Origin of the sequence: Baekduia sp., assembly GCF_035318805.1 — a bacterium.
Lineage (GTDB): Bacteria > Actinomycetota > Thermoleophilia > Solirubrobacterales > Solirubrobacteraceae > Baekduia.
In genome coordinates this window covers 1-7067 of the sequence record NZ_DATHDY010000088.1, presented here as the reverse complement: position 1 = coordinate 7067, position 7067 = coordinate 1, and the positions used below count along the sequence as shown (strand labels likewise).

The window sequence follows — 7067 nt, the reverse complement described above, 5'->3', positions numbered from 1 at the left end:
CAACAAGCTCGGCAAGCTCGCCGGGCGCGAGACCTCCGAGGGCACCGTCCAGAGCTACGTGCACGCCACCGGCAAGGTCGGCGTGCTCGTGCAGGTCGAGTGCAACACGGACTTCGTCGCCAAGAACGAGGACTTCATCGCCTTCGCGAAGGACCTCGCGCTGCACATCGCCGCGTCGCCGCAGACGAAGTACGTGTCCGAGGAGGACGTGCCGCAGGCCGACAAGGACCGCGAGATCCGCGTCTTCGAGGAGATGGCCGCCGACAAGCCGGAGAACATCCGGCCGCGCATCGTCGAGGGCCAGCTCAAGAAGTGGTTCGCCGACGTCGTCCTGCTCGACCAGGAGCACGTCAACCCCGACAAGCACGGCGGCAAGACGATCGAGCAGCTCCGCGGCGACCTCTCGGCGAAGACCGGCGAGAACGTCGTGGTCAAGCGCTTCGCGCGCTTCGCGGTCGGGGAGTAGCGGGCATCCAGCCCCCGCGGCACGTAGGATCGCCCCGTCTTGGCTGATCCTGCTTTCAAGCGCATCCTCCTGAAGCTGTCCGGCGAGTCCCTCATGGGCTCCCAGGACTACGGCACCGACCCGGAGCGGCTCCGGGCGGTCGCCGCATCGATCCGTGCGGTCCACGACCGCGGGGTCGAGATCGCGATCGTGGTCGGCGCCGGCAACATCTACCGCGGGATGAAGGGCGCGGCGGCCGGCATGGACCGCGCCACCGCGGACTACATGGGGATGCTCGCGACGGTCCTCAACGCGCTGCCGCTGCAGGACGCCCTGGAGACCCAGGGCGTCCACACGCGCGTGCAGAGCGCCATCACCGTCGCCGAGGTGGCCGAGCCCTACATCCGCCGCCGCGCGATGCGCCACCTCGAGAAGGGGCGCGTCGTGATCTTCGCGGCGGGCACCGGCAACCCGTTCTTCACGACCGACACCGCGGCCGCGCTGCGGGCGGTCGAGATCCACGCCGAGGCTATCCTGATGGCCAAGAACGGGGTGGAGGGCGTCTACACCGCGGATCCGCGCGAGGACCGCGACGCGGTGATGATCCCCGAGATCACGCACATGGAGGCGCTGCGGCGCGGCCTGCGGGTGATGGACGCCACGGCGCTCACGCTCTGCATGGAGAACCGCCTGCCGATCCACGTCTTCAACATGGACGACGAGACCAACATCGAGCGGATAGTGTCGGGCGAGCGCGTAGGCACCCTCGTCAAGGCGGAGGCAGAAGATTCATGAGTGAGCTGATCGACGAGCTGCTGGCCGAGGCGGGCGAGCGGATGAACGCCGCCGTCCAGGCGGCGCAGAACACGTTCTCCTCCGTGCGCACGGGCCGGGCAAGCCCGGCCGTCCTGGACCGCATCATGGTCGACTACTACGGCGCGCTGACGCCGGTCAAGCAGCTGGCGACGGTCAACGTGCCCGAGGCGCGCCTGATCACCGTCCAGCCCTACGACCAGTCCTCGATCAAGATCATCGAGAAGGCGATCATGGAGTCCGACGTCGGGCTCACGCCCAGCAACGACGGCCGGATCATCCGCCTGTCGATCCCCGAGCTCAACGAGGAGCGCCGGCGCGAGCTGGTCAAGGTCGTGCGCGGCCTCGCCGAGGACGGCCGCATCTCGGTCCGCAACGTGCGGCGCGACATCATGCACGACCTCAAGGGCCTCAAGGACGAGGGCGACGTGGGCGCCGACGACGAGCGCCGGGGCGAGCAGGAGCTGCAGAAGCTCACCGACGCGAAGATCGGCGAGCTCGACGTCCTCCTCAAGGGCAAAGAAGAAGAGATCCTCGAGGTTTGAGCGACCCGGGCGGCGGCGCCAGATACGTTGCCATCATCACCGATGGCAACGGCCGCTGGGCGCAGGCGCGGGACCTGCCCGTCGCCGAGGGCCACAAGGCCGGCGCCGATGTGGTGAAGGCGCGGCTGCGCGACGCCGCCGAGCTGGGCGTCCGCGAGCTGACGGTCTACTCGTTCTCCACCGAGAACTGGTCGCGGTCGGCCGAGGAGGTCACGGCGCTCATGCGCATGTTCTCCCAGCGGATCCTGTCCGAGACGCCCGAGCTCGAGGCCGAGGGCGTGCGCATGCGGTTCATCGGCCGGCGCGACCGGGTCGCGCCGGCGCTGCTCGAGCAGATGGACTGGGCCGAGGCGAAGACCGCGCACAACGATCGCATCACGCTCTTCGTGGCCTTCAACTACGGCGGGCGGGCCGAGATCGTCGACGCCGCCGCGCGGTTCGAGGGCGGCACCGAAGAGGACTTCCGCCGGCTCTTGTACGCGCCGGACATGCACGATCCCGACCTCGTGATCCGCACCAGCGGCGAGCAGCGGATGAGCAACTTCCTGCTGTGGCAGTCGGCCTACTCCGAGCTGGTGTTCCGCGACGAGCTGTGGCCCGACTACTCGCGCGAGGCGTTCCGCGCGACGCTTGACGCGTTCGCGGCGCGCACCCGGCGCTTCGGAGGGCGCTGACCCGTGCCCCAGCCACGGCGCCGTCGACCCGCGGGGCAGCGCCGGCCGGCCTCCGGAGGGGGAGGCGGCGCGCGTCCGCGCCGCCGCAGCGGCGGCTCGGACCTCGGCGCGCGCATCCTCGTGGCGATTCCGGCGCTCGTGGTGGCGCTGGCGATGGTCGCGCTCGGCGGCGCGGTCTTCCAGGTCGGCCTCGGCATCCTCGGGCTGGTCTGCCTGCACGAGCTGTTCTCGATGTTCGAGCGGGCGCGGCCGGCGCGGCTGGCCGGCGCGATCGGCCTGGCCGGGCTGCTGACCGCCGCCGCGCTGGGCGACCGGGGGACGGTGCTGCTGGTGTTCATGGCGTGCATCCCGTTCGTGTTCCTGGTGACGGTCAACCAGGCTCGGGGCGGCGGGGCGCCCGCGATCTCGGTCACCCTCATGGGCCTGGCGTGGATCGGGCTGGCGCTGGCGCACGCGGTCCTGCTGCGCGACCTGCCGCACGGCGGCGCGCTGGTCTTCGCGGTGCTGCTCGGGACCTTCGCCGGCGACACCGGCGCCTACCTGGGCGGCCGGGCCTTCGGCCGGCGGCCGCTGGCGCTGTCGATCTCGCCGAACAAGACCGTCGAAGGCCTGGCGATCGGGATCGTCGTCTGCACCGCCGCGGTGTGGTGGGCGGGGCTGAGCCAGGAGTGGTTCGGCGGCACGAAGGGTGCGATCCTCGGCGTGTCGATCGCCCTGGCGGCCCCGCTGGGCGACCTCTTCGAGTCCTACCTCAAGCGCGATGCCGGCACGAAGGACACCGGGACGCTGTTCGGCGCACACGGCGGCGCGCTGGACCGTCTCGACGCGATCTTGTTCACCGCCGTCACGGGCTACTACGTGTGGCTCGCCCTGACCTGACCGACGCCCTCCGGGGCGGGCTGCTCGGGGTCGCCGTGGGCGAGGCGCTGGGCCTGCCGTGGGCGGGCCGGCCGCCGCGCGAGATCAAGCGCGACCGGCTCACCGACGACGTCGGCCCGACCGGCGCGATCACCGCCGCGGTGCTCGAGGCGGCCGCAACCGTGGGACTGTCCCCGTCGGGGCTGCCCGCGGCGCTGGCGCTGGGCTGGCGCGAGCCCGACGCGCTCGCGCGCCGTGCCTCCGCGCTGCATTTCGGCTTCGCCCCGGTCCTGGTGGCCGATCTGGCCGCCTGGGCGCTGGCCGGCCGGCCGCTGTACCACCTGGTCGCCGACCACGCCGACGACTGGCCCCCGCCGTTTCGCGGCGTCGCCGCCGACGACCGCGCGGTGGTCGACGCGCTGCTGGCCGTCCTGCACCGCCACGACGACCCGAGCGAGGGCATGCGGGCGGCCGTGCGCCTGGGCGGCGGCGGGGCCGCGTCGTTGACCGCGCTGGTCGGCGGCATCCTCGGCTGCCGGCGCCCGACGGCGATCGCGCGCGTGCCGTGGCTGGGGCGCACCGTGGTGCCCGACGACGACACGCTGGAGCAGGCCGTGTCCGCCCTGGCGGCGCACCGCCGGCCTTGAGCAGGCCTTGAGCTCGCCGCGGCTACCCTTCTCGGGAATGTCCCGACGCCTTCTCGTGCTCGGCTCCACCGGGTCGATCGGCACCCAGGCGCTCGACGTGGTCTCCCGCACCGACGATCTCGAGCTCGTCGGGCTGAGCGCGGCGCGCTCCTGGGAGGCGCTCGTCGAGCAGGCCACCCGCACCGGTGTGCGCCGCATCGCGATCGCCGATCGCGACGCCGCCGCGCGCGCCGCGGAGGCCTGGACCGACGGCGAGGTGCTGGTGGGGGCGGAGGGGCTCGTCCAGCTCGTCCTCGAGTCCGGCGCCGACCTCGTGCTCAACGCCCTCGTCGGCTCCGCCGGACTCGGCCCGACGGTCGCGGCGCTCGGCGAGGGCATCGACCTCGCGCTGGCCAACAAGGAGTCGCTGGTCGTCGGCGGCGAGCTCGTCACGCAGCTCGCCGAGGCCACGGGCGCCCAGCTGCTGCCCGTCGACTCCGAGCACGCGGCGCTGCACCACCTGCTCCACGGCGTGCCGGCCGGCGCGCTGGAGCGCATGACGATCACCGCCTCCGGCGGTCCGTTCCGCGGCCGCAGCGCCGCCGAGCTGGCGGGCGTCACGGTGCAGCAGGCGCTCGACCACCCCACGTGGTCGATGGGCGGCAAGATCACCATCGACTCGGCCACGTTGATGAACAAGGGCCTCGAGATCATGGAGGCCCATCACCTCTTCGGCGTGCCCTACGACCGCATCGACGTCGTCGTGCACCCGCAGTCGATCGTCCACGCGCTGGTCGAGACCGCCGACGGCGCGCAGCTCGCGCACCTCGGCCTGCCCGACATGCGCATCGCGATCGCCTACGCGCTGCACCATCCCGACATCGTCGCGCTGCCGACGAAGCGCCTGAACCTCGCCGAGATCGGGTCGCTGACCTTCGAGCCGGTCGACGAGGAGGCCTTCCCGTGCCTGCGCCTGTGCCGCGAGGCCGCGCTGACCGGCGGCACCGCGCCCTGCGTGCTCAACGCCGCCAACGAGATCGCCGTGCACGCCTTCCTCAACGGCCGGCTGTCGTTCACCGGCATCGCCGAGGTGATCGACGCGACGCTGCAGGAGCTGCCCGGCGGCCCCGTCCGCGCCTTCGAGTCGCTGTTCGAGGCCGACCGCGAGGCCCGCGAGCTGGCCACCGAGCAGATCGGGGCCCGCGCGTAGATGTCCTGGATCCTCGCCTTCGTCGGCTTCGCCGCGCTGATCATCCTCCACGAGTTCGGCCACTTCGCCGCGGCCAAGGCCGTCGGCATGCGCGTCGAGCGGTTCGCCCTGTTCTTCCCGCCGCTGCTCTTCACGGTCAAGCGCGGCGAGACCGAGTACGGCATCGGCGCCGTCCCGCTCGGCGGCTACGTGAAGATCACGGGCATGAACCCGGCGGAGGAGATCCCGCCGGAGCACGCGCACCGCGCCTACTACCGCCAGCCGGTCTGGAAGCGCCTGGTCGTCATCGGCGCCGGGCCCGCCATGAACGTGCTCGTGGCGTTCCTGATCCTCTTCGTGCTGTTCGCCGCCAAGGGCGAGCCGGTGAGCACGTCCAAGGTCGCCGAGGTCCAGAAGAACGCCGCCGCCACCGGGGTGCTGCGGCCGGGCGACCAGCTGATCGCCGTCGACGGCGTCCGCGGCGACCCGACGGTCCTGCGCGACGCCATCGGCAAGCACACGTGCGCGAGCGGGGCCAAGGTCGACAAGTGCGTCGCCGCGGCGCCGGCCAAGGTGACGATCCAGCGCGCCGGCCGGACCGAGACGCTGCAGATCAGCCCGCGCTACGACAAGACGCTGGGGCGGATGCTGCTCGGCTTCTCCTTCGACGGCAAGTACCAGCCGCTGCCGGTCGGCGAGTCGGCGAGCCGCTCGGCCACCGGCATGTGGACGGTCACGAAGGCCACCGTCGACGCCGTCACGCGCCTGTTCTACGACAGCTCCGCCCGCAAGAACCTCTCCGGCGTGGTCGGCTCCTACGAGACGACCCGCCAGTCCTTCGCCGCCGACAACGTGGAGCGGGGGCTGACGATCCTCGCGCTGATCTCGCTCTCGCTGGCCATCGTCAACCTGTTCCCCTTCCTTCCGCTGGACGGAGGCCATATCTTCTGGGCGCTGGCGGAGAAGGTGCGCCGTCGCCCGATCCCGTTCCGCGTCATGGAGCAGGCCAGCTACGTGGGGTTCGTCTTGGTCGTCCTGCTGTTCGCCGTTGGGTTGACCAACGACATCGGCCGGCTCCAAGATGGCGGCTTCGGGATGAAGTAACCGACTGGGGAGGGGCAAGTGGAGAGCAGCACGACGCCGAAGCGGGGCGTGGACGCCGCGACGATCGCGGAGGCCTTCCGGCTCACCGCTCAGCAGCGCGCCGACGAGGTCGCCGTCCGCACCAAGGGCGGCGCCGTGTCCTGGACCTGGGACGAGCTGCGCACGCGCGTCGACCGCCTCGCCGGGAGCCTCGCGGCCCTGGGCCTGCGCAAGGGCGACACGATCGCCCTGATGCTCGGCAACCGCCCCGAGTTCCACCAGGCCGACCTCGCGGCGATGATGGTGGGGGCGACGCCGTTCTCCATCTACATGACCTACGCGCCCAACCAGATCGAGTACGTCGTCGGTGACGCCGGCGCGCGGATCATCATCACCGAGTCGCAGTTCCTCGACAACGTCCTGGAGGCGCGCAAGACGCTCCCCGACCTCGAGCACGTGATCGTCGTCGACGGCGATGACGTGCCCGAGGGCGTCACGCGCCTGGACGACCTGCCCGCCGCCGACTTCGACGTCGCCGCCTCGGTCGCCGCGCTCGGACCCGAGGACGTCCTGACGCTGATCTACACGTCGGGCACGACCGGGCCGCCCAAGGGCGTCGAGCTGGCCCACCGCAACCTGCTGGCCGCAGTGGCGGGGATCGAGGACATCGTCCAGTTCCCCGAGGGCGCCCGCGTCATCTCGTGGCTGCCCAACGCGCACATCGCCGAGCGGGCCGCGCACCACTACCTGCCGATCGTCTTCGGCTTCCAGGTCACCTGCTGTCCCAACCCGCGCGACATCATCGCGTTCCTCCCCGAGGTGCGCCCGCACTGG

Annotated in this window: 9 protein-coding genes; all 9 read left to right on the top strand. The window is 71.8% G+C overall.

Annotated elements, in window-relative coordinates; genetic code table 11:
* Positions 1 to 466, top strand: a 466-nt coding sequence (gene tsf / locus VK501_RS19150; RefSeq protein ID WP_324340188.1) for an elongation factor Ts, incomplete at its 5' end; no start/stop codon positions are given.
* 39 nt (positions 467 to 505) lie between these two features.
* Positions 506 to 1240, top strand: a complete 735-nt coding sequence (gene pyrH / locus VK501_RS19145) for a UMP kinase (RefSeq protein ID WP_324340186.1) — start codon at positions 506 to 508, stop codon at positions 1238 to 1240.
* 5 nt (positions 1241 to 1245) lie between these two features.
* Positions 1246 to 1803: a ribosome recycling factor gene (gene frr / locus VK501_RS19140; RefSeq protein WP_349261036.1), complete on the top strand. Its 558-nt coding sequence runs from the start codon at positions 1246 to 1248 to the stop codon at positions 1801 to 1803.
* Positions 1800 to 2477, top strand: coding sequence for a polyprenyl diphosphate synthase (uppS, locus tag VK501_RS19135; protein WP_324340182.1), 678 nt, complete (start codon positions 1800 to 1802; stop codon positions 2475 to 2477). The genes frr and uppS overlap by 4 nt, the downstream gene beginning before the upstream one ends.
* 3 nt (positions 2478 to 2480) lie before the next feature.
* Positions 2481 to 3356, top strand: a complete 876-nt coding sequence (locus tag VK501_RS19130; protein WP_324340180.1) for a phosphatidate cytidylyltransferase — start codon at positions 2481 to 2483, stop codon at positions 3354 to 3356.
* Entirely contained in the window at positions 3338 to 3982 is a 645-nt protein-coding gene (locus VK501_RS19125; RefSeq protein ID WP_324340178.1) for an ADP-ribosylglycohydrolase family protein, read from the top strand. The genes VK501_RS19130 and VK501_RS19125 overlap by 19 nt, the downstream gene beginning before the upstream one ends.
* A gap of 37 nt (positions 3983 to 4019) precedes the next feature.
* A complete protein-coding gene (gene dxr, locus VK501_RS19120) occupies positions 4020 to 5171 on the top strand; it encodes a 1-deoxy-D-xylulose-5-phosphate reductoisomerase (protein ID WP_324340176.1) in 1152 nt (383 codons plus the stop codon).
* Complete coding sequence (locus VK501_RS19115; RefSeq protein ID WP_324340174.1) at positions 5172 to 6254, top strand: M50 family metallopeptidase; 1083 nt, start codon at positions 5172 to 5174, stop codon at positions 6252 to 6254.
* An 18-nt stretch (positions 6255 to 6272) separates the two neighbouring features.
* Positions 6273 to 7067: AMP-binding protein (locus tag VK501_RS19110; RefSeq protein ID WP_324340172.1), on the top strand; the 795-nt coding region annotated here is incomplete at its 3' end.

Excerpts from the sequence above, each read along its gene's own strand:
- dxr (WP_324340176.1), top strand. The coding sequence starts at position 4,020 with ATGTCCCGACGCCTTCTCGTGCTCGGCTCCACCGGGTCGATCGGCACC.
- VK501_RS19115 (WP_324340174.1), top strand. The coding sequence starts at position 5,172 with ATGTCCTGGATCCTCGCCTTCGTCGGCTTCGCCGCGCTGATCATCCTC.